Here is a 21,944-nt window from a genome sequence, read left to right on the forward strand (position 1 = left end):
GATTCACCGTCCCTGCGTATTATCACTTTATTGTGCTGGCAAGAAATAATTGGCTTAACCAGTCACTGAAAATACGCACTCGTGGGGAAAGCTGGCGGTTATGGGGATACAGGAAAGAGACTGGCATCGGCGGCGGTGCATATTTCGGCAGTATCTCAATCAACGTGCCAGCGGTTAAGTCAGACTCGATATGATAACGAGGCACTTGGATAATACCTAATCCAAGGCGGGCGGCGGCTACAAAGCTTTCAGCGCCACTGACTGACAGAACAGTCGGTAATTTTACTTGCTGAGTTTTAGTGTGTGAATACGCGGTTGATGGCGGATATGACTTTTCGATTGTCACCTCGGCGCTAGGCGTTTCGTTAGTTCGCCATATTTTATTGGTATTAAATGGGGTGTCAGTACCAAATTCCAATGGCATTAAGCTGCCGGTTGCGCTAGAACGAAAACCCACCATTTGGTGCCCCGATAACTGGTCCAACTCAAGGGGGATACCCTGTCGTTGTAAGTATTGCGGTGCAGCACAGGTGACTTGTGGTAACAGCGCTACTCGGCGGGCGACCATATCGCTGTCTTGTAAATTGCCTACACGTAGCACCCCGTCAATACCTTCTCGAATAAGGTCGACCAAGCGGTCACCTTCACTGATAAATAGCTCAATATCAGGGTATTGCTCAATAAAATTAGGTAGTTGTGGTAAGACAAAATGGCGGGCTAACGTGCCTTGTACATCAATTCGTAGCAAGCCACGAGGCTTGGCATTGGCAAAAGCCATTTCAGCATCTTCAATATCAGCAATAATGCGTAAACAGCGCTGGTAGTAAGCTTCACCATCCAATGTAGGGCTAACATGTCGGGTAGTTCGCTGCAATAAACGCACATTTAAACGCTTTTCGAGCTGTTTTATGGCATCGGTCACTGTAGATCGCGGTAGATTTAAATCTTGGGCGGTTTGGGTAAAACTGCGCTGTTCCGCTACCCTGATAAATACTCGCATTGCATCAATTCTGTCCACTTTATTGTTCGCTTTATTCGGATAGTATAAACGAATAATAGATGATTATCCGAAATGGTAAAAGTGGCATTCTCTGTTTGCGGGCTGTTGAATATAACCTGCATCCACTGGATGAATAGCGATCAATACATCATCGCAAACGATAACTACACGTTTAGGAGAATATCATGGTGAATACAACGGGGCAGGTTGCCATTGTAACAGGGGCATCAAGGGGTATTGGCGCAGCCATTGCTGAACGTTTGGCACAGGAAGGTTATACCGTCCTAATCAATTATGCGCGGAGTGACATTGAGGCCGAAACACTGGTGCGCAAAATTCAACAAGCTGGCGGAAATGCAGTGAGTGCGAAGGGGGATATCAGTGATGCTACCGCGGTAGCACAGTTATTTTCTCAAGCAGAAGCTGCGTTTGGCGGGGTTGATGTCTTGGTTAACAATGCTGGAATTTTATCTCTCAGCGCTATTGCTGACAGTGATGATGAACACTTTGACCGCCAGATTGCTATTAATCTGAAAGGGAGCTTTAACGGGATGCGTGAGGCGGCAAAACGGTTGAAAGACGGTGGCCGCATCGTAAACTTTTCAACCAGTGTCGTCGGGCTGAAACTGGAAAAATACGGTGTTTATGCTGCAACCAAAGCCGCGGTTGAAACCATGACTGCAATTCTGGCGAAAGAGTTGCGGGGGCGTAATATCACCGTTAATGCTGTTGCTCCTGGGCCGACGGCAACCTCTCTCTTCCTTGATGGTAAATCACCCGAATTAATTGAAAGAATGGCGAAAATGGCACCACTAGAAAGATTAGGAACACCGGAGGATATAGCAGCCGCCGTAGCTTTTCTGGTTGGCAAAGATGGTGGCTGGATTAATGGTCAAGTTTTACGCGCCAATGGTGGCCTGATTTAGCCCAAAGGCGATCGCGTGGAAACGTCGGGGAGCACCTGCATCGGCAGAAATAATAATTAATCGCGCTTGTCATAAAAGCGTCATTCACCTGTTCTAGTATCCGTTGTAACCAATCAATACAAATTGTATTACTGTTTTACAACAAGGAATTATACCGATGCAAAACCGCGTATCCACTTTGTCCGGCATAGCGTTATCCACCCTGATACTCACCAGCTCATGGTTTACACCGAATGCTATCGCCGCCGCCACTGGTCTCTATGACCGTAGCGCCCAAGGTGATATCACTCAATTTGGTGGGGCACGGCGTTTGACTAATGATCAGACACAGGCTCTTCGTGACTCGCTGTCCAACAAAACAGTAAAAAATGTCATTTTACTGATTGGCGATGGTATGGGGGACTCAGAAATCACCTCAGCACGTAACTATGCCATGGGAGCCGGTGGTTTCTTTAAAGGAATTGATGCTTTGCCACTGACAGGGCAATACACGCACTATTCATTAGATAAGAAAACACAAAAACCGGATTACGTGACTGATTCAGCAGCCTCCGCAACAGCCTGGTCTTCAGGTGTAAAAACGTATAATGGCGCACTGGGTGTTGATGTGTTCGGAAAAGATCACGTCACCTTGTTGGAATTGGCGAAAAAAGCCGGTAAAGCAACAGGTAACGTCTCAACGGCTGAACTACAAGATGCCACTCCTGCGGCACAGTTTGCTCATGTTACTGGGCGAAAATGCTATGGGCCAGAGGAAACCAGCGAGAAATGTGGCAGCAATGCGCTGGAAAATGGTGGGCGCGGATCCATTACCGAGCAAATGATTACTGGGCGGGCGGATGTCACATTGGGTGGTGGCGCTAAATCATTTAGCCAGGTGGCTAAAGCTGGTGAATGGAAAGACAGATCTCTGCGTGAACAAGCCCTGGCGCGAGGCTATGTTATTGTCGAAAACCTTGATGATCTGAATGCAATAAAGCAGGCTGACCAACAAAAACCGCTATTAGGGTTATTTAGCCCAGGTAACATGCCAGTACGTTGGCAGGGGCCGAAAGCGTCTTATCATGGCAATTTGGATAAGCCGCCAGTAGTCTGTGAAAATAATGCCGAGCGTACTAAAGATATTCCGACCTTGGCAGTGATGACCGAAAAAGCGATTGATTTACTGAAAAATAACGAAAAAGGCTTCTTCTTACAGGTTGAAGGCGCATCCATTGATAAACAAGATCATGCGGCGAACCCTTGTGGTCAGTTCGGTGAAACTGTCGATTTGGATGAGGCAGTACAAAAAGCACTCGATTTTGCTCGAGCAGACGGTAATACCTTGGTTATTGTGACAGCAGACCACGCGCATTCCAGTCAAATTATTGAAGCAGATGCTAAAGCGCCAGGTTTAACACAAGCGTTAACCACGAAAGATGGTGCTGTTATGGCTATAAGCTACGGCAACTCTGAAGATGATTCTCAGGGGCACACTGGCTCGCAATTGCGTATAGCAGCTTACGGACCACATGCGGCAAATGTGGTTGGTCTAACAGACCAAACTGATTTGTTCTTTACCATGCGTGATGCGATGGCGATTAAATAAGTTAAGGTTTGCTACGACACACTTGTTACACCACAATTTACTGAATAATCCCGGTGCCGTGATGGCCGGGATTTTTAGTTTCTGCTCCCCTCGCGATTATTTCCCTTCTTCAAATATGACTGATTCACATTATCACTGCTTACCAATTGTTATAATAATAACATTTATTGATCGTAATAAACTGCCTGTTTCAAGCGCGGCACACTTTCATTGCTGAGATCTTTGTCACACACATAACATTTGTCACCTGATAATGTTATTGCAATAACATTGAGTGGTAAAAATTAGAATAAAGGAGTTAATAATGGATATTGCTGTGATTGGTTCCAACATGGTTGATTTGATCACTTATATTGATGAAATGCCGCAAATCGGGGAAACGTTAGAAGCGCCAAACTTTGAAATTGGTTGTGGGGGGAAGGGGGCAAATCAAGCTGTTGCCGCAGCTAAGTTAGGTGCCAATGTGATGATGGTTACTCGGGTCGGTGATGATCTTTTTGCCGAAAATACCATAAGAAATCTGCAAAAAGCGGGGGTTGATACTCAATACGTAAAATCTGTTGCGGGGTCCTCGAGCGGTGTGGCCCCGATTTTCGTAGATAAATCATCACAAAACCGAATTCTGATTATCAAGGGTGCTAACAATCATTTACTACCTGCTGATGTAGAAGCTGCTGCTGATGCTCTCAAAGCTTGCCAATTGATTATTCTGCAACTCGAAATCCCGCTGGAAACTGTCTATGCCGCCATCGACTTTGCCCGCCAGCACCAGATTAAAGTCATTCTTAATCCAGCGCCCGCATCTAAAGCTCTGGATATCGGTTATGCATGTCAGTGCGAGTTTTTTATGCCGAATGAAACTGAATTGGCGATTCTGACTGGGATGCCGGTTGATAGTTTGGATAACATTTACCGTGCGGGGCGCAGCTTATTGGATAAAGGCTTACATAACCTGATTATTACGTTGGGGCATCGCGGCTCATTATGGATGCACGGTGAGCACATTGATCATGTACCGCCGGTTAGCGTACATGCCATTGACACCAGCGGCGCAGGTGATGCTTTCATTGGCTGTTTTGCTCATGAATATGTCCAGCACGGTAATATATTAAAAGCGATGAAAATGGCTTCTGCTTTTGCAGCCTATAGTGTCACCGGAAAAGGAACTCAACGTTCTTATCCTGATGCGCCGCAATTTATTGATTTTTTAAAGACCCTACACCAAGGAAAATAAAATGCGTATTAATACCGTTCAACTGCCAGATGGCTATTTAAATAAAACACCATTATTCCAATTTATTTTGCTTTCCTGCTTATTCCCGCTTTGGGGATGTGCAGCCAGTCTGAATGATATTTTAATTACTCAATTCAAAAGCGTATTTGCGCTTAGTGATTTTGCCAGCGCATTAGTACAAAGCGCCTTTTACGGCGGTTATTTTCTGATTGCTATTCCAGCCTCTTTGGTTATCAAAAAAAGTAGCTACAAAGTTGCTATATTAATCGGGTTAACACTTTATATTGTCGGATGTATGTTGTTTTATCCAGCATCTCATATGGCAACATATACTATGTTTCTGGCCGCTATTTTTGCCATTGCCATTGCCATTGGTTTAAGTTTTCTTGAAACTGCGGCTAACACATACAGCTCCATGATCGGTCATAAAGACTATGCTACTTTACGGCTTAATATCAGCCAAACTTTCTACCCGATCGGCGCATTGATGGGGATAGTCCTCGGCAAGTACCTGGTGTTTCAGGAAGGTGATAGTTTACACAATCAAATGGCCTCGATGACACCAGAGCAGATTCATGCTTTTCGTCTTACGATGTTAGAACATACATTGGAGCCTTATAAGTATCTGATTTTTGTTCTGCTGCTGGTGATGCTGTTATTTGTTATTACTCGTTACCCTCATTGCAAACCACAAGGTGATAGCGGTAAAAAAGTAGTTTCACCGTCATTAAAAGAAACCTTGAAATATTTGGCAGGGAACAGTCGTTTTAAAAAAGGAATTGCGGCGCAGTTCCTCTATGTGGGTATGCAAGTCGCAGTATGGTCTTTTACGATCCGTCTGGCCTTAAACCTGGGCGCATCTAATGAGCGAGATGCATCGAACTTCATGATTTACAGTTTTATTTGCTTCTTTATTGGTAAGTTTGTGGCCAACTTCCTGATGACACGATTTAAAGCTGAAAAAGTGTTAATTGCCTATTCTATTTTAGGCGCACTAACGCTTTTTTATGTCGTAACCGTGCCCAATTTTACTGCGGTATATGCAGCGGTATTTGTCAGCGTCTTATTTGGACCATGCTGGGCGACTATCTATGCTGGCACCCTGGATACAGTGGACAACAAATATACCGAAGTGGCTGGGGCCATTATTGTGATGTCGATAGTAGGGGCCGCAGTGGTTCCGGCATTACAAGGGTTTGTGTCTGATCATCTTGGATCAATGCAACATGCTTTCGTTGTCTCATTATTGTGCTTTGCCTATGTTGGTTTCTATTTTTGGGGTGAACTGCGCAATAAACAACGGACAAGTGCGGCAACATTGGCAAATAATGAGTCCTAATTGAACCGGGAGAAACAATAAATGACCGCCAAAATAACGCTAATCCGTGAACAGTTTAGTCGTCAAGAGCAAGAAATTTACAGCAGCAGTGATTTTACTGTCATCAGTTTTAAATATGCCTCGGGTATTGAAGCGCTGAAAATTGTTAACTCCCGTGGGTATGTGACCGTTTTACCTTATTACGGCCAAATGATTTGGGATGCGGAATTTGATGGGCACAACCTGAAAATGGAGAACATGTTTTCTCAGCCTAAGCGTGGCGAAAACATTGTCGATACCTACGGTTGTTTTGCTTTCCACTCAGGTTTACGCCGTAATGGTTGCCCATCACCTGAGGACGACCATGTATTACACGGTGAAATGCCTTGTGCTGAAATGGACCACGCTTGGCTCCTTATTGATGGTGAGACACTTGCCGTCACAGGCAGTGTGGAGTATGTAAAAGGGTTTGGTGATCATTATTGCGCGCAACCGCTGGTCAGGCTCAGGGCCGCTAGTGCACAGTTCGATATTGAGATGAATGTGACTAACTTATCCAGTATGCCGATGCCTTTGCAGTATATGTGCCATATGAATTACACCTATATCCCTGGAGCCACTTTCCGTCAAAACTTGCCAGGGTCCGCGCTGAAATTGCGTGAGACAGTACCGGCGCATGTTCACCCTACGCCGCAATGGCTGCACTACACCCAGCAATTACGGGAAAGAACCCAAGGGTTAACCGATTTAAATGAATCGGAGTTTTACGATCCAGAGATTGTATTCTTTGCCGATAATCTTGCGCAATATTTTGATAATGCTGAGTTCTTTATGTTGTCACCACAAGGGCATCGTTTTGTGACTCGATTTTCCACTGCACAGTTTAATTATGCTACTCGCTGGATTTTACATAATGGTGATCAGAAAGTGGCTGCATTTATTTTACCCGCAACTTGCCGCCCGGAAGGGTATTTGGCAGCAAAAGAGAAGGGCACTTTACTGATGTTATCTCCTGGAGAGAGTCGCCATTTTAGCGTAACCACTGGGGTGGTTTAATACTGTATGCTGGCAGGGAATTAGTATGTTATTGGCGGGCAAGGACGCCCGCAGGGCAGTTAAGTAAAAACAAAATTACTGAAAACTAAATACGGCCATAAAAAGTCATTCTGGCTGTTTCGGATAACGCAATATCGGGCTGGGCGTTATAGGCTAATACCACTAGCATTCGCGTAATATCCCCCTGTGTCGGCGTGACACGGTGAATAGCATTTCTTCCACGAAATAACACTAAATCCCCAGGTTCAATTTGCAATGTTTTGGGTGTGATCTGCTGGTTTAATAGCCGTTCCACGCCAGAGTAATTCATCTCACCTTTATCGGCATCGCGCATCTCTTCGATATATTCAAAAACGCCGCCAGCGTGTGGTTTTTGTACTAATAAGGTGATGGCGAATGACGAGTTATCAAAATGCCAACCTAACTCTTGGCCTTGACTGGCATAGTGTAAGTTAATTGAAGAGAGTGAATCGGCGTAGGGGTAGAGTTGTTCTTCATCCAATACAGCACACAAGAAATCTTGGAAATTTTGCGCGTTATACAAGGTTCGCAGTGCTGAATCAGTGGGGATTTCTTCGTCGGTAATACAACCCTTTGAAGAAGTAACCAAGCGGTTGCGAGGGTGATCGGTAGAAAAGGCAGAATCTGCTTTGGTCAGGTAAACGTTATGCTGATTAGCCGCATAGTAAGCGCGATGTTGATGACTGACGCCTTCTTGTTTGATACTTCTCAGGGCATGGGGCTGCAAGAAGTTTGATAGCACCAAGGCACCGCATGTTTCTAACGTATTCTTGCACTGTGCTATGAACATGGCATCGTTGATTGGATTGGCTTCCATATTAATAATTTCGGCGAGCTTCTGCATGTATCCTCCCAGTAGTGCTAAATGTTGCTTGGTTTCTATTCCTAACTGTATAGGATTACTTGTAACTGGAATAACAATAAAACGTTACTGTTAGGTTAAGTTTGGCTATCGGTATCAAGATAATGTGTTATGGATAAGGGAGGTTGTTATGAATAGTTTAAAGGCTGTCCGTTTGCCAACGTTAACAGCCATTCTCGCATTTGAAACAGCCGCAAATACTGGCAGTCTGGCCAGCGCGGCTGCGCGACTATCGTTAACCCCAGCGGCTGTTAGCCAGCAAATACGTCAGTTAGAACAACATCTGGGGATTCAATTATTTGCCCGCTCGAAGTCAGGCGTTGAACTGACCCCGCAAGGTAGTGCCTATTTAGCTTATGTACAGCAGGCATTTGAAACATTACGCATGGCACAACAGAGTATGGCGCGGGATAAAGACAATATATCATTAAATATCTCAGCACTGCCCGCCTTGGCTAGCCGATGGCTTAATCCACATCTCAAGCAATGGTTAGCCCAATATCCTGATGTGGATATTCGGATTCATGCTACTCACGGGGTGGTTGATTTCAATCGTACTGCGGCAGATTTCTATCTGGCTTTTGGTGATGAACATTATCCCCAGCAAGAGAAAGAAATACTATTTCAGGATTGGGTTTTTCCGGTTGCGAGTCCACACTTATTAACCGCCCCGTGGCTGGATGGTAAGCACAACATTATCTACCCGATGATACATGTTGATTGGGGCAAAGAAGGGCAGTTCTTACCGGATTGGCATGAATGGTTGCTGTCGGCAAAGCTGGATGAGTGTGTTCCTAATCGGGGGCCAACCTACAATTTAACCTCCATGGCGATTGATTCGGCAGTTGCGGGGAACGGTATTTTACTGGGCCAACAACATTTGATTAAAAAAGAATTAGATGAGGGGAGTTTAATTCAATTATCTGAACATAAATTACCCGTTACCAAACCCTATTATTTAATTTACCCCAAGCGAACCCTGGACAAACCCAAAGCGGTGGAGTTTATCCAATGGTTGCATAGTCTTTGCTAGCTGAATGCATAATCAACTGGCATAATTGATTTATTGCGCATTTTGGCCTGTTTTTATACTGGGCAGATGCATTAAATTAAAATACTGACTTATTATTTCACCTATAAATTGCACTTAAGTTTAATTTGCAGGTTTTCTATACAGTTTTTTATCGTGGTTTATTTGTGTGAAAAACGCGTAAAAAAAAGAATTAATTATTAAAAGTTGCCATTAAGGGCAGAATAAAAATTACTATTTTAAGATAGAGGCAGATAAACCATCGTGGCGAAGAGAAAATCTACCGGTACCGGCTGGGTTATCCTACTGATAGTCGTTTTAGGGCTGATGACAGGTATCTCAAGAGAAGTGTGGATTGCACTGAGTGCGGCTATTTTATGCATGTATTTTGTATGGCAAAATCTTAAAGGGGCGAAGCGCCATGTCGCTTTACCTATTAACGCCGATATGCAGAAAACCGCAGCGATACCTGATCTTGGCGATTATCCTATTACCCCGTCGCAGCTCGAACCCGAACATACCCCTGAAGGTAGCAGTGTGAATCAGCCCCCATCGGTTGATAAAGCCAAAAAAACCGAAACCTCCCGAGGATCTTTGGCCCGCGCATCCTGGTTACGTCCTGGTGAGCTGGCGGTTGTGGCTGGAATAAATTTACCCGACGGCATGGTTTACATTGGTAATAAATACAAAAGTAATCGTACCGGTGCGGAACCTGCATTTATTAACCCATCGATGGATGTTGCTGAACAAGAAATAGATATCTCCCTGCCACTGATTGATAATGCGCCTGATTACTCGACATGTTCGCCACAAGCGAGAAGGGCCTATTTACAGTGGCTCGCTGATGGACGTAAATCACCTCTTGTGCATATTGGTTATGTTTTCTTATTCTTTTACGGTTTGGAACATCGGATTTTGATCGATGCCGCTATCGACCCAGTAGCGAAAAAAGAACTTCCTATTCTTGAAGAAGAAATTAATCGCCTACTAAATATTTATGGGAAAAATAACGCATTTAATCATTATGCGCAGAATTTGTTGGTTTATATATCCCGAGTGAATATAGAAGAGAAACTCTATCTCTCTCCACCGCCCTTAACGCGCGAGGCATCGACAGAGCTACCACTGGCGCTACTGGTTGGTTTAGGGCAATTAGCTGTTGACCAGCAGCCTTTACCCGCCGCCTGGGCGCTTGCCTGGGGCGAGGCTGACCCGGCGATAAATCAGAATATTTCGATGGCGCATTGTGCTGATATATTCGCCTCACTTTTTCAACAGCGTTATCGTGAACAGTATGGAAACGGATTTTTATTACCCGTCAATAGAACCAAGTTATTGATATTTTATCGTCCTGCTTCTGCGGGCCTAATGGGGCAGGAGTTCTTTCAGCAGATGGGAGACCTGCCAAATGTCGCAGTGTGTAAAGCGCACCGGGATAAACTGAGACCAATATTTGAATCTTGCCAGCATGATCTAGACATCTATAACCGTTTTGCCAGTGTCAATCCAAAGAAAAAAATGTCACTGGAAGGGCAACTCTTGCTGCCGTCGCCGTTGTGGTCAGAGGCATTAAAAACCGAGTTAGAGAGTATTAAAACGAGGGTCGGTTATGGGTTGCTGATGGTCACGCTGGATGAACTTTTTCTCCGGCTGAGCACGGCCTGTGGCACCAAGCCGTTAGAGCGTTTATCTCGCAGTCATGTTATGGCATTAACTTTTGCACTCGCCTCTCTGCAAGTGGGTATTGAACCTGATGTCAGTGCTGATAACCGCACACCGGTGTTGCAAGATACCGTAGCACTGTTCCCTATTGAATCAATGGTTGCTGAATCTGCAACTTTTGCTGAGTACCGCGTGACTATGCTTGCGGTGGAGTTGGCTTGTGCAGCGGTGATGATCGATGGGCGTATTGGTGAGCCAGAATCCATGATATTGACCCGGCATATTGATGCCTGGGGTTATCTTAGCCCCGGTCAACGTATGCGGCTGAAAGCCTATCTCCAACCCGGTATCAGGAAAAGCAATACCCTGCTGGCATTGAAAAATAACCTTGAACCGCTCTCGCTGGATAATCGGCGGGCTATTGCTCGCTTCTTGGCACATCTGATTCAAGTGGAGGGAACCATTACACCGCCAGAAGTGAAATTTCTTGAACGGGTATATAAGCGTTTTGCCTTAGACAGCAAATTGGTTTATAGCGATCTTGATAGTCGGGCAACACCTATGACGCTGAGTCTGCCGTCTCAGACCGCTGAAGTTATTAATGATACTGACCGCATTAATCTGTTAAAAAATGAAAGCCAGAGATTAGTGGCGTTGCTTGAGAATCTGTTTGTTACTGAAACCGTCGATGCGGCGGTTCAGGAAGAGATTAATCCGCAATCAATGGCGGCAATTACGGCCAGTTTGCCTGATAGTATCGCAACCTTCTTGAAGTTATTGATTTCACGTGATGCTTGGGAAAAGGTGAAGTTAACCGAAATAGCGTTAGATATGGAAATCAAAATTGAAGATGCGCTGATTGAAATAAACCGCAAGGTATTATCGGCGTTTGATGCACCGTTGATCACCGGCGAAGAAATTATTGCAATAAACCGTGATATATCAGCAGCACTACTAATATGATTAGCCAAGCATAGGCGCGGTGTAACTTGAGCTGAACGCGAATAGTCGCTACCATAGCGCGCCTAAAAATGTCAGAGAGATATCAGTAATGAAATACCAATGGATACTGTTCGATGCGGATGAGACATTATTTCACTTTGATGCGTATCAGGGATTAAAGCTGATGTTTTCTCGCTTTAACGTGGATTTTTCCGTGCAGGATTTCGACTATTATCAATTGGTTAATAAACCATTGTGGGTTGATTATCAAGATGGGAAAATATCCGCCAGCGAATTACAAAACACCCGTTTTGAGATGTGGGCAGAGAAACTGGGTGTGGCAGCTAGCCGGTTGAACAGTGAGTTTTTAGTCGCCATGGCGGATATCTGTTCACTACTACCGGGTGCCCGTGAGTTGGTTGATGCCTTGAGTGGTAAAGTGAATATGGGCATTATTACCAATGGTTTTACTGAGCTACAAACGATACGTTTGGAACGTACCGGCCTGAAAAATGTCTTTTCTCCGCTGATCATTTCTGAACAAGTCGGGGTGGCTAAACCGGATGTTGCCATATTTGAGCATGCTTTCAATTTAATGAATAACCCGGCCAAAGAACATATTCTAATGGTTGGTGACAATCTGCATTCAGATATTCAGGGCGGCATTAATGCAGGTATCGATACTTGCTGGCTTAATATGCACGGCAGTGTGCCGGATGATAATATTGCGCCTCGCTACCAAGTCAGTTCGCTGGCAGAATTACAGAAATTACTATTGGCGTAATTAACCCTCTATCTTATTTTAAAAGGCCGTTAACAATATATTATTGATAACAGCCTGTTACTTATGCTTCTATATTAGTTACAATGCTTGATTGTTTTGGTTTTAATGGAATACTGGTGACATCGGGGTGGGGCAAGATTTTATTTTCAATAATTTTATAGAGGAATTTAAAATATGACGTTACTTCGTAAAAACTATCCTCATATTGCTAACCCAGTGGGGGCTTACGTTCACAGCGTGCAACACAATGGATTACTCTATATTTCAGGTATGACGGCGTTCGGTACTGTAGCCCAAGGAAAAAGCATGGCCGAGCAGGCTACGGAGATTTTTCATCAAATCGCTAATATTGCACAGGCTGAAAATAGCAGTTTCGCTGATCTTATTAAGATAACGCTTTTTGTGACAGATATTTCCCAACTAAGTACCTTACGTGATGTGATGTATCAATTTTATGGTGAAAACTTACCAGCCAGCTCTTTGGTTGAAGTTAAAAGTTTATTCTCACCTGAGATAAATATTGAGATTGAAACCTTATTTGCTGTTAATCCAGCCTAAAATGCAGCTAGCCCGTACTGCCGCCGGTTAGCGGAAGTACGGGTTTACAACGACTGTCAGCGTTGATTGGCAACCAAGTCTTCTACCTGGCTAAAGATAGGCATTTCAGGCCCGAAGCGGCGCACTTGAAGCACATCCTCCAGTTTCTCCAATTGGCTTATCATTTGGAGCAGCCGCTGATCATCTAAGACTTGCAGCCAAATGCGACTTTCGTCACCGCCAGCCAACGGCATACACAAAATTCCCTCGACGTTAAATGCGCGCCTGGCAAATAGCCCGCAGATATGGGACATCACGCCTGGGTGGTTGCGCACCGTTAGCAATAGAGTCACCTGCGCAGAAGCCGATAGGTTTGATGCTGGTTGTACTGCCATTTGTTGAGTCGTCATATTACTCCCCTCCAATCATATCGATATTTGCCGCGCCCGGTGGCACCATGGGATACACTTTTTCATCCACATCAATCAGTGCGTGAATCAATACTGGGCCTGGTTGGTTTAAGGCTTTATGCAAGGCCGCATAAGGGTCGCTGGCCGTGTTCAGATCACATGTGGAGAAACCAAATCCTTCCGCGATATGAATGAAGTTCGTGCGATAGGGGTAGTCGGCGGCAAAAATACGTTTACCAAAGAACAGTTCCTGCTGCTGATGGACTAAACCTAATGATTGGTTATTCATCAAAATAATCTTAACGTTCAGTTGTTCTTCAGCTGCCGTCGCCATTTCCTGAATATTCATCATCAGGCTGCCATCGCCAGAAAAGCACACTACTTTTGCCTCTGGCTTCGCCAGTGCGGCCCCAATGGCTGCGGGCAGGCCAAATCCCATGGTGCCCAGCCCGCCAGATGTTAGCCACTGTCGCGGGCGATGCAATGGATAAGCCTGCGCAACCCACATCTGGTGTTGGCCCACATCAGTGGTAATGATGGTGTCATCATCCAGTGCTTCGGCCGCGGCGCGAATCAAACCATAGTGGCATAGCGGGTTGGTGCTATTGGGTTGATTGAACGGAAACTCACGCTGCATATCACTGACAGTTGAGCGCCATTCGCTGCGTGAACGTGTTTCAACTAAAGGCAACAGGTGGGTTAATACCTGCTTAATATCGGCATTCATCGCCAAGTGTGGGCGGCGAATTTTGCCTAATTCAGCAGGGTCAATATCGATATGAATGATGCTGGCGTCAGGGCAGAATTGTTCTGCTTTTCCGATAGCACGATCATCAAATCTCGCCCCAAGTACGATCAATAAGTCGGCTTGTTGCATGATCAGATTGGTTGAGCGTGCCGCATGCATTCCCAACATCCCTAAGGACAATGGATGGTCAACGGGCATGGCACCCAGTGCCATTAATGTCATGGTGGTTGGCAGACCTGTCTGTTCAGCCAGTTGTATTGCCTGCTGATGCGCCTGTGAACTGATGATGCCGCCACCCAGGTAGAGTACTGGCCGTACCGCACTGTTGATCATTTGTGCTGCTTGCGCGATAGCCTGTGGGTCTATTGGGCAAGGTTCATCGGCAACGCCCGGTAGTGGCAAGCTCTCAAGCTCAATCTCTGCTGTTTGTACATCTTTAGGAATATCAATCCATACCGGCCCAGGCCGGCCAGACTGGGCAATGCGAAAGGCCGCAGGGATCACCCGAGGCAATTCGCTGATATCACGAACCAAATAATTATGTTTGGTGATAGGAATCGACATGCCATAGGTATCAACCTCTTGAAAAGCATCGGTGCCAATCATTGAGGAGGAAACCTGACCTGTAATACAAACCAGTGGAATTGAGTCAAGTTTGGCATCGGCAATTGCCGTGACCAGGTTGGTTGCCCCTGGGCCGCTGGACGCTAAGCAGACTGCGGTTTGGCCTGTGGCACGGGCCATGCCTTGGGCCATAAAGCCAGCACCTTGCTCGTGTCGCGCCAGTACATGGCGAATAATGTCACTTTGCCCCAGAGCATCATACAGCGGTAACGCTGCGCCACCGGGAATGCCTGCGATCGTGGTAATGCCTTGCTGCTCCAGCAAACGAACTATTAATTGGGCGCCTGTATAACGCATGGTTATATCCTTCATCAGGGCCGGCGGTAACAGAGTGGGGCAAAAAAGAAACCCCGCTCGGCTGGCGCCGGCGGGGTTTGGGAATCTTTTTGGATTCGGTACCCGTTACGGCGCGCTGCCGACCACCACCACCACTAGCACGCGAACGACTACGACTGCGTTAACATACGCAGTATTTTGTAGACTGAAAGTGGCAGTGGAATAGTTCACGAGGTATCTCATCAATAAGTGTAATAAGCCTTAAAAGATAAACACGATTTGCCAAAAGGCACAAGATAACAGAATGATAAGAATGCAAAAATCTGAGATTGATCACAGTGCTATTGGCATGCAGATGAGCTGTAACCAAATCTTTTCTTGTTTAAAATTTTGAAAAATAAGGTAATTGTTAAAATTGTAGGTGGCATTTTAGCAAGGTAAGGTTTTTATCATATCGCCTGGGTTGCCAGCACGCAGAATACCAATCAACACAAGCTAATCTGCTCTTGTTGATACCTTGTTTAAAATTTAAACATTAAAGTAACAAATCTTGGGTGTGTATGGAATAGCCGCTTGATAAGGCATAGAAGGGACTTATGCATAAATCGTTATCTTTAGTTCTCATTGCAGTTATCGCGGGATGTGGTGCGAAACAAACCCCTTATGAAACGGTTAGTATCGATAATTACACCGCAAATCGTATTACCCGTATTATAGAAAGTAAGGTAGAAACAGGATCTTATAATAATGTGAATGATGCTATTGCGAATATATCTGCTGAGTTTTTAGGTACACCTTATGAGGCAAATGTACTCATTGGTTCGCCAACGCAACCAGAACAGCTAGTGATCGATTTCCGTGGATTGGACTGTTTCACCTACCTGGATTATGTTGAAGCCTTGCGAAAATCAGGAAACAAGGCGGAGTTTGTGCAGCAAGTTATCAGAACAAGATATGCTGATGCGGATGTCAGCTACCTGCACCGAAAACATTTTTTTACTGACTGGTCACAGCGAACCCCTTTAAACGCACAAGATGTTACTGCACAAATAAGTACTCATGCCCGCACTGTTCTCAAGAATCTGAACCAGAAAAAAGAGGGGGGCGAGTTTATCCCCGAGTTGAGTGTTATTGAACGTAATGTTGTTTATATTCCGGCAGAGTTTATTGATGCTACGGTGGTGGCAGGGTTAAAAAATGGCGATTATATCGGTATTTATACCCCAATTTCAGGTTTAGATGTCACTCATACTGGGATATTTATCCGAACCGTGAAAGGCGCGATGTTCCGTAATGCATCATCAATGAGAGGGAATAATAAAGTCGTTGACTCACCTTTTTTGGAATATGTGAAGAAAACCCCCGGCATTGTGGTACTTAGGGCATTACCTGTCAGTGATAGTGATTCAAAATCAATGGGTTGAATTTAATATGGCGGTGGTTGCTATTCCGCTGATTTAAAGGGGAATAGCAGCCACTGATATTGATGGTTTACGGCCGGAATTGCGGGTTAATCAGCGAAAATATTGCCGCTAACTGTTCACGATGCTGCAAGTTTATTTCACTGCCGGCAGAATAGCCCTCGTTGTGAATAATCATTTCACCTAAGCCAACTAACCAATCATAAATATAAAATGCTGTATTATTGGTCGGGGTCAGTGCCAATTTAGTTAATCGCTGCGATGCCCCCAACGGCGAAGCTGATGTAGGGGGTTGGGCAAAAATTTTATATCCCCGATTAATTCGGCTATCAGGGCGCTGACTTTCCTCGATTTGTAAGAAACCGAGCCAGGCAACGAAATCGCCCAATACGGTCAACGCGCGCGATACCTGACGATCGGCTTTTGTTTCACGGTGCAGGCCAACTTGCTCACTGTCTGCCAGTATTGTGACTAACTGCCCAGCAATATCCAGCCGGATGCTAGCGGTAATAAGCTCTGCGACCAACAACTCAATAGTCGGTTTGGTGATACCGAGCAATTCAATCAATGGGCCGTTATCTGGCAGAAGTCGCAGGTGATTTATCCAGTAACGCTGCACACTAGCGGCATAGGCTGTCTCATAATCATGGCTTGCCGCAGGCATTGCTGTGGCTTGAAATACTGGTGAGGCGGGTTGATCACTGAATAAGTCGATATCGATACCAATACTGAAAGGCTCGTTATTGGTTGCGGGAGTGATCAATTCAGTTGCACGATTTTGCTGCTGTAGATACAAGCAGCGTAACTCATCACGGGAGGGGAGCAATCGCTCTAGTAACTCGCCGTGTAAACCGGTTCGGGTTTGTAGGGCTTTGAGCAAGGTTTCAGCAATCCGCTGTTTCTGCGGTAATTCTCCGTTTGCTGGCTGATACCAACCGGCAAGCAGATTATCGGTCAATTCTCGTTGTAACTCATGAAGTTGTTCGGTTATCCGCTCTGTTTTGATATCACGACAAATCTCCTGGCTCAGATAAGTGACCATCCGTTCAACGCCACGTTTATCCAATGCCAGCATGGAACCCCAGCTATCACCTGGATTACCCACATAGCGTTGCACTGCTTCGTCGTGATTTTTCGCACCAATCAACTGAGGTGTTGAGACGACGCGTTGATCAAAGGGTGTTAATGCCCAGATTAACCCCGGATTCCGCCGGGAACGGATCTGCGCATTTTCGCCCTGTGTTTGTTTAACCCAATAATCCAGTGCCTTACCAACAGTTTTGACCTCTGAACGTTTACCTGCCGCATTGCAGACTAACAGCAGGTTTATCTGCTGTTTATCCGTGTAGCGGTCAAGTAAATAGGCATTTTTAGCTTGAGATAGCAAAATGGCCTGCGGATATGGGGGGTGTTCAAGGCATTCTGGCGTGTCGAATGGCTCATTAAAATCAGGAAAATCCAGTAAATCGATGGATTCAAATGCAGTTTTACGCGCAGAAGTGGTCAATGGGATATGTAACTCAACCGCCAAGAATGTTAACTCGGCAAGTGACAACGTCACTGAATCACCCGCATTATCATCTACTAATGGCATAACTTGAATGTGACTATCTGCGGGCGTGTTCAGAGAATTGAGTGTTGCAACATTCATAATGCCATTGGCGGGCAGCAGAGTATCGTCCACTAATACGCTCAGTGGTGACAGCACCTGAGTCGCGCCGCCCACATGTTGCAAGGTATAGGCGAAATGGCGGTAAGCATCGGTCAACGGGCGTAACTCTGCCCACAGCAATGAGAATAAGATGGCGCGATCTTCGATGCTCAGGTAGGGGGCCAGTTCAATAGCCACTGGCCAGAAATGGGTTTCCAGCTTTCTTTGGCGCGGTGCATCATGACGAGCCAGATAATCCCAAAGCCCAATAACATCATCACTGTTGATACCTGCGATGGCGAGCGGTTGTTTGCGCATCACAAGCTGTTGTAGGTGATCAGTAATATGCTGTTCATCCAGTGAGTGTTCACGCGTGTCCTGGCGGTGGGTATCCTGATGATTATCCAGCAGGAAAGCACCCGCAACTATTTTAGCAATATCCACTTCACTGAGCAGAGAAAGCTGCACCGGATGGTTTTCATGATTGGTAACTGCTTGATGACTAAAGCGTGTTACCAGCCCGCTGGCCTGATAGCCCGGCTTTATTTGCTGCCAAAAATCGAGGGTTTTCCCTCCTAGCGTGGTTTCCAAACGGCCATTTTCATTAGCCGCCAGCGCTGATATCAGATGCTGTTTCCCGGCAGATGACTGCCCAAAAAAACCGATGCTAATGCCCGTTAGGGCCGTTTCCGCTAATTGACGCGCTTTATTGCGATTGCGCCGTAGTTTGATAGCCAGAAGGTCGGCCTCAATATCCAATCGAATGGCGTGTTGGCGCACATTGCTAATCCAATCAATTGTTTGATCAATGCCTTGCGTGACTTGCTGAAGCTGGCGGTTAAGCGGTTGGGTGATTAATGATTTCATTTTCTAAATACACTCCCACTATCAATCCAATAATGGGTTGATCCTGAGCCATTGCTGGCTAATGTGTTCAGCTTGAGGCGTAAGTGATGGGATGGCACACGGCTACCATCTTGCAACACGGCATCTGCTATCTCAAACCGTTCCTGACCATCGTCATTCTGCTTGTCACCTTTTGCTAATTTCAGTCTGACATGCAATACGCTGTCACCCGCGACTTTGCGTGCCAGTTCCTGATCCACAATGGATAAGGTATAAAGCGGCGAGGCAGGCCAACGGTCATTATCGAGCTGACGAAAGCCAAGACATAACGACCCTCTAACCTGAAAATGAGTATCGGATGGTAAAGCAAAATTGCTGCTATCTAAGTCGATGTCGCGATAGTAGACATTCTCATCAGTCAGGGCATCGCTACTGTCTAACATTCCGAGATAGCGAATGGTCGAATAAGGTTGGAAATCACCCGCTTTAAAGTAAAAACCGGCCAGCCGTAAGTCGAGAGCCAGCAAACACAGCATCGCACCCACTGCGGCAGTTGATTTGGGGTTATCAATGCGACCATGCTTGTTAAAGGGATACCAATCGCTGGTGTGATATCCATCCAGCGAGAGAATACGATTGTTAGGCAGAGGTTGCAGATGGCGAAATAGCGCTTGAATCCCAGGGAAGCGCGAAGGGCGCCCCGTCAATAACAGCACGTCACAAGAATAGAGTGAAACCACTTCCGACAGTGAGCGCAGATTTTGCGTAATACTCATCCGGTTAGATAAAAACTCACCGTGCAATTTGCTCAGCTTTAAAACCAACGGGACATGCAAAATATCAAATGATTCGGCATCCGCTGGCAGTTCACGCTGGACTTCACTGTTAATGTAATCAAGAATTTTCTGGGTCGGTAGTTGGGGTAATAACTCACCGAAACTGGCTTCTATCTCAGCACTGGCATCTAGGGGATCAAAGTTTTCGTAGGCTTCCAAAATAGCGCGGCCAGCGGGCATAAATATCTGTAATGTAGCTTGCTGGCGTAGGGCTGACTGCCCATCCATGCGGCCATCATTACCGAATAATTTATCCATCAAGACATCAGTATTGGTAACACCCGCTTTTTTAAGGCGAGCCTGAAGGGCAGGTAAAAGATAGAGCTGAATAACATCCAGCAAAATATCATCACCAGCCACTTTAAACCCTTCACGGAATAACAGGCGTGGACTGATTTTGACATTATTGCCAATACCGTCATCAAGCCAATATTGCGTAATTGCCAGGTCGGTAGTGCCACCGCCAATATCGATAGAGGCGATACGTAAGGTTTTCCCTGCAACTTCGCCCGCTTCAGGCTGTTTATCGGGCCGCGCCATACTGGCAAAGAAAGCTGCGGTACGGCCACCAAAGTTAACTTGCGTCTCGTTATACAGATAAACCATCTGACCGCAGGTCGCTTCATCCCACTCCATCTGTACTTCTGGTACGGGTACCTGGCTTTTGGCCCGGTCTTGCGCAGACACAAAGTTATCATCAGCCGGATGCCAACCCATGGATTTCCAAACTAAGGCAATGGCTTCATTCATCCGGCGGCGGAATATCTCGCGCTCCGGTTTTGGCATGGCGGAAGGCAGCGTTAGGATAATGGCGCGTAATTGCCGTGGGGCATTGGCATGGGTCATTTTCAAACGTTGTGCCGCGCTGTTGATTTGCATCAGCGCTTGCGCCAATAGCTCCGACAACATAAATGTCATCAATGAACTGCGGCTATAATGTGGTGAAAATACCGGGAGCCGTTCATCTACTGGCACCGTATAGAGCGGTTGACCGTCATCATTGACCAGATTGGTCAACGGCAACGCAGTAGCCAGCGGTTCATGTGCCAGTGTGGTTTGTGTTTCATTGAAGCGCCAGCCCGCAGCATAGGTCTCTTCATCCCACAGATAGCGGCGTGGGCTGGAAATGCCAGTAGAGCCTTCGGTGCCCAAACGGTGTAATGCCATGCGACTGGCTTCACGCCCAACGCGGATAACTGCGGGCCAGATAAAGGCATCATCACGGCCACTTTCTACCGAAAAGTTCTGTTTACCAAATTTAACTGGTGCAAATTCAATCCGGCTTTCAAACAGTTCGTTATACAGATAGTGAGGCTCGCTCAAATCACGAATTTGTAATTCGTACGTCTGTTTCAGACCATTACTTTCATCAGCATGATCTTCTACTAAGATACCGCAGGTATGTGAGTTGCCTACATCGAGGATCAAATCAACATTAACGGTAGGTTCTTGTAGGGTGCTGGTATTGATTTTGATTTCTGGCACCCCAATTTGGCTGCCAAGTAATTCCAGTAAATTAAGATAGTGCGCCTGATATTCGAATTCGCGCAGCGACACACTGATATGCCTTTCGGTGCGTTCTTCCTGCTCTGATGCTTGTTGGACAAAAACCTCCCGCAACCAACCATCAACCCAGGTTAAATCAAGGAATTCTGCCAATTCTTCATTATGGTAGGCCAGTGCGAAACTTAATCCGGTTTTGACATCATTTTCATTAGGTGCCAAATATTCATTAGCATGGCCTTCAGGATAGACTTTGGTATCAAATGCCATGGTGACACGTAAGGTATTGCCATCTTGATCTGGCGTATCTAACACTAAAATCTGCACTCTGGCCCAGTTATCAGGCCCATTAACAAAGGTGCGTGGCGGATTAAAACGCAAGAAGGGCAGTGGCAACCAAATTTTGTTCAGCAGTTTCAGCGATTGTTCCAATGGGATGCTAAATTCAGGTTTAACAATCTCTGGGGCTGAGCCGGGTACCATTAGCGAATATTTACCATTATGTGGATGGTAATTCAGGCGTAGTAGTGGGCCATTAGCACTTTTGCGAACAAATTTATTTGGCAGCTCGGTATCGAATTGTGGCTTTAAAGCGAAGTCCAGAAACTGGATGCCACTGTCCTGAATAAGCGTAATTTTCTGTTTTAAATCCGTGATCGTTGCCAGCAT

At 45.7% G+C, this 21,944-nt stretch carries 17 protein-coding genes; 10 read left to right on the forward strand and 7 right to left on the reverse strand.

What is annotated here, in order from left to right:
* Positions 1–22: 22 nt before the first annotated feature.
* Entirely contained in the window at positions 23–1,018 is a 996-nt protein-coding gene (locus tag EL015_RS10510) for a LysR family transcriptional regulator (RefSeq protein ID WP_032906063.1), read from the reverse strand.
* Positions 1,019–1,185: 167 nt separating this feature from the next.
* Here EL015_RS10510 and EL015_RS10515 point away from each other — a divergent pair, with 167 nt between their 5' ends.
* The 5 genes from EL015_RS10515 (at position 1,186) to EL015_RS10535 (ending at position 7,122) form a co-directional block, all read left to right on the forward strand.
* Positions 1,186–1,926 (forward strand): SDR family oxidoreductase, encoded by a 741-nt coding sequence (locus EL015_RS10515; RefSeq protein ID WP_005184306.1) that lies wholly within the window; start codon positions 1,186–1,188, stop codon positions 1,924–1,926.
* 157 nt (positions 1,927–2,083) lie between these two features.
* Positions 2,084–3,514: an alkaline phosphatase gene (phoA, locus tag EL015_RS10520; RefSeq protein ID WP_005184304.1), complete on the forward strand. Its 1,431-nt coding sequence runs from the start codon at positions 2,084–2,086 to the stop codon at positions 3,512–3,514.
* A gap of 304 nt (positions 3,515–3,818) precedes the next feature.
* The gene (rbsK, locus tag EL015_RS10525; protein ID WP_005184301.1) at positions 3,819–4,748 is read left to right on the forward strand and encodes a ribokinase; all 930 of its coding nucleotides are present in this window, start codon (positions 3,819–3,821) and stop codon (positions 4,746–4,748) included.
* Between the two features lies 1 nt (position 4,749).
* The gene (gene fucP, locus EL015_RS10530) at positions 4,750–6,087 is read left to right on the forward strand and encodes an L-fucose:H+ symporter permease (RefSeq protein WP_005184298.1); all 1,338 of its coding nucleotides are present in this window, start codon (positions 4,750–4,752) and stop codon (positions 6,085–6,087) included.
* Positions 6,088–6,108: 21 nt separating this feature from the next.
* Positions 6,109–7,122, forward strand: a complete 1,014-nt coding sequence (locus tag EL015_RS10535; RefSeq protein ID WP_005184295.1) for an aldose 1-epimerase family protein — start codon at positions 6,109–6,111, stop codon at positions 7,120–7,122.
* 85 nt (positions 7,123–7,207) lie between these two features.
* Here the strand turns inward: EL015_RS10535 and EL015_RS10540 are convergent, their stop codons facing one another.
* Positions 7,208–7,987: a HalD/BesD family halogenase gene (locus EL015_RS10540; protein WP_005184292.1), complete on the reverse strand. Its 780-nt coding sequence runs from the start codon at positions 7,985–7,987 to the stop codon at positions 7,208–7,210.
* A 148-nt stretch (positions 7,988–8,135) separates the two neighbouring features.
* Here EL015_RS10540 and EL015_RS10545 point away from each other — a divergent pair, with 148 nt between their 5' ends.
* The 4 genes from EL015_RS10545 to EL015_RS10560 all read left to right on the forward strand — a co-directional run bounded on the left by EL015_RS10545 (position 8,136) and on the right by EL015_RS10560 (position 12,981).
* Entirely contained in the window at positions 8,136–9,038 is a 903-nt protein-coding gene (locus EL015_RS10545; protein WP_005184290.1) for a LysR substrate-binding domain-containing protein, read from the forward strand.
* A gap of 261 nt (positions 9,039–9,299) precedes the next feature.
* Entirely contained in the window at positions 9,300–11,660 is a 2,361-nt protein-coding gene (locus EL015_RS10550; protein WP_005184288.1) for a tellurite resistance TerB family protein, read from the forward strand.
* Between the two features lie 88 nt (positions 11,661–11,748).
* Positions 11,749–12,423: a pyrimidine 5'-nucleotidase gene (gene yjjG / locus EL015_RS10555; RefSeq protein ID WP_005184285.1), complete on the forward strand. Its 675-nt coding sequence runs from the start codon at positions 11,749–11,751 to the stop codon at positions 12,421–12,423.
* 174 nt (positions 12,424–12,597) lie between these two features.
* A complete protein-coding gene (locus tag EL015_RS10560; RefSeq protein WP_005184282.1) occupies positions 12,598–12,981 on the forward strand; it encodes a RidA family protein in 384 nt (127 codons plus the stop codon).
* Between the two features lie 56 nt (positions 12,982–13,037).
* Here the strand turns inward: EL015_RS10560 and ilvN are convergent, their stop codons facing one another.
* The 3 genes from ilvN to EL015_RS10575 all read right to left on the reverse strand — a co-directional run bounded on the left by ilvN (position 13,038) and on the right by EL015_RS10575 (position 15,249).
* Complete coding sequence (gene ilvN, locus EL015_RS10565) at positions 13,038–13,370, reverse strand: acetolactate synthase small subunit (RefSeq protein ID WP_005184279.1); 333 nt, start codon at positions 13,368–13,370, stop codon at positions 13,038–13,040.
* Position 13,371: 1 nt separating this feature from the next.
* Positions 13,372–15,039: an acetolactate synthase large subunit gene (gene ilvB / locus EL015_RS10570; RefSeq protein ID WP_032906062.1), complete on the reverse strand. Its 1,668-nt coding sequence runs from the start codon at positions 15,037–15,039 to the stop codon at positions 13,372–13,374.
* 105 nt (positions 15,040–15,144) lie between these two features.
* Positions 15,145–15,249: an ilvB operon leader peptide IvbL gene (locus EL015_RS10575; RefSeq protein ID WP_226715415.1), complete on the reverse strand. Its 105-nt coding sequence runs from the start codon at positions 15,247–15,249 to the stop codon at positions 15,145–15,147.
* A 365-nt stretch (positions 15,250–15,614) separates the two neighbouring features.
* On the opposite strand from EL015_RS10575, the gene EL015_RS10580 reads away from it, so the two are divergent.
* Positions 15,615–16,442 (forward strand): DUF1460 domain-containing protein, encoded by an 828-nt coding sequence (locus tag EL015_RS10580; RefSeq protein ID WP_005184273.1) that lies wholly within the window; start codon positions 15,615–15,617, stop codon positions 16,440–16,442.
* Between the two features lie 67 nt (positions 16,443–16,509).
* Here the strand turns inward: EL015_RS10580 and EL015_RS10585 are convergent, their stop codons facing one another.
* Both EL015_RS10585 and EL015_RS10590 read right to left on the reverse strand, forming a co-directional pair.
* Positions 16,510–18,957, reverse strand: a complete 2,448-nt coding sequence (locus tag EL015_RS10585; protein ID WP_032906061.1) for a putative virulence factor — start codon at positions 18,955–18,957, stop codon at positions 16,510–16,512.
* Positions 18,954–21,944 carry a virulence factor SrfB gene (locus EL015_RS10590; protein WP_005184268.1) on the reverse strand — a complete coding sequence of 997 codons (2,991 nt, stop codon included), beginning with the start codon at positions 21,942–21,944 and terminating at the stop codon, positions 18,954–18,956. Before EL015_RS10590 ends, EL015_RS10585 begins: the two co-directional genes overlap by 4 nt.

The organism is Yersinia intermedia, assembly GCF_900635455.1.
In the GTDB taxonomy this organism is placed as follows: domain Bacteria; phylum Pseudomonadota; class Gammaproteobacteria; order Enterobacterales; family Enterobacteriaceae; genus Yersinia; species Yersinia intermedia.